General features: G+C 36.8%; 1 protein-coding gene. It reads left to right on the top strand.

The genetic code is table 11. The features are described 5' to 3' along the window. Positions 1–241: 241 nt before the first annotated feature. Positions 242–871 carry a TetR/AcrR family transcriptional regulator gene (locus E4T71_RS08635; protein WP_135038920.1) on the top strand — a complete coding sequence of 210 codons (630 nt, stop codon included), beginning with the start codon at positions 242–244 and terminating at the stop codon, positions 869–871. Positions 872–1122 lie beyond the last annotated feature (251 nt).

The following is a 1122-nucleotide window of genomic DNA, read 5'->3' as shown; positions in this document are numbered from 1 at the left end:
TTAGCCTTGGCAAATTAGCCTAACAGCTCCAAACCTGTCATCAAATGAAATCAATGACTTATCAGAATGGGTTGTAGTCCTCATCTCACAGTAAAGGTAGGTGGCTAACTTCATTTTAAAACTTTCGATTTGCAAACATTTTTTAAGTTTTATTTAGAATAAATCCAAAAAATCTTCAAAAAGGCTTACATTTTTTCTGAAGTATGGTAAACTAAAACAAAAAGTTAAAAGGCATGCAACCATGATCCAGAAACGCGCTCGTTCTCAAGAAGCCATTGAACAACGTTACCGAGATATCCTCAGTGCTGCACGCAATCTCTTTCTAGTCCAATCCTATGACCAGATTTCCTTGGTCAATCTGGCGAAACAATTGGATATTTCTAGGCCATCACTTTACACCTATTTCCCTTCCAAAGATGCTCTGTTCCTCCAATTAATTAAAGAAGAGGGGTTAGACTTTGCAGCAGCAATTCGGGAGCATTTTACGCAGACACTACCGCTACAAGAATTTTGCCAGGAACTGATGAGGCAAGTTCTAAATAGACCTCTTTTTATCAAGCTCTTGTCTGTTCCCTTCACCAGTTCTCAGTGTACCCAAACAGATGCTGAGATATTACAGTTTCGATCGGAGGCCATGCCTTTTTTCCAAGCACTGGCAACTACTTTTCAACAACAATTTCCAAAGGCATCAGAATCTGATATTTGGACAGCTGTCCATCAATTTTATCTAATCATCACAACCATCTCTAATTATGATTTTTTTACCCAAATTCATGTAGAAGAAAATCTTGACTTCTTTGGGAGCGATTCTCCGATTAGTCCCCTCCACTTCTATAGTAAAATGCTCTACAATCTATACAAAAATATCTAATACCCGTTGTGCTAGTTAGTTGTAGAAATAATAAAAAACTTTGCGTATCATAAATTCAAAACCACCACGAATTGAGGACATGATATGCAAAGCCAAGTACATTATCTCGCGAATCCTTCTCAAGCACAAGTCGTTTTCAATAAAATTTTAGTGAGAGTGACTGATCTATATGAAAAATATGTTCCAAAGTCAGTTCGTTTCCGTAAGAATGTTCATTTACAAATTCAAGCAGATGTTATTTTGATTTCTAG

The sequence above is a fragment of the Streptococcus sp. WM07 genome, from assembly GCF_004570525.1.
Taxonomy (GTDB): Bacteria; Bacillota; Bacilli; order Lactobacillales; family Streptococcaceae; genus Streptococcus.
Note: the sequence above shows the minus strand (reverse complement) of the source record. Positions and strands in the feature narration are given on the sequence as shown.

Excerpts from the sequence above, each read along its gene's own strand:
- E4T71_RS08635 (WP_135038920.1), top strand. The coding sequence starts at position 242 with ATGATCCAGAAACGCGCTCGTTCTCAAGAAGCCATTGAACAACGTTAC.